A 366-nucleotide genomic window follows, 5' to 3' on the forward strand; every position below is an offset into this window, starting at 1 on the left:
GGGGCTTGCCGTCGCCCGTCGTCGAGGCATGGCGAAGGCGACCGTGGCGGTAGCCCGGCGCCTGGCGGTCATCCTGCATCGGATGTGGGTCGACAACACGCCGTATCGCTGGGAGGCTGAGGCCGCCTGAACCAGCAAAAGAGTTCCGCGTCGCTGCGCGGATCGAGGTCCCGTCCAGGRACGCGTGGGCAGGCAATCTCGAGGCGGGCCTGAGCGTCAGTCCAGGCTGGCAGCTCGATAAAAAGATTGAGACGCCTCTCCATCCGACCCGATCATGAAGCGGCTCAGCGCCGACTTCGCAGAGAAGCCAGACCCCTGGCGGGAACTCATTATCGCGCAGCGTGGCGCAGAGGCTTGTCGGATAAT

General features: G+C 65.2%; 1 pseudogene. It reads left to right on the forward strand.

Features of this window, described 5'->3' with window-relative positions:
* Window positions 1-130 (forward strand): annotated as a pseudogene (locus tag AC1DGP_RS35415) (IS110 family transposase); the annotation flags it as partial.
* Window positions 131-366: the final 236 nt, after the last annotated feature.

It is taken from the genome of Allobosea sp. 05T433, from assembly GCF_056396065.1.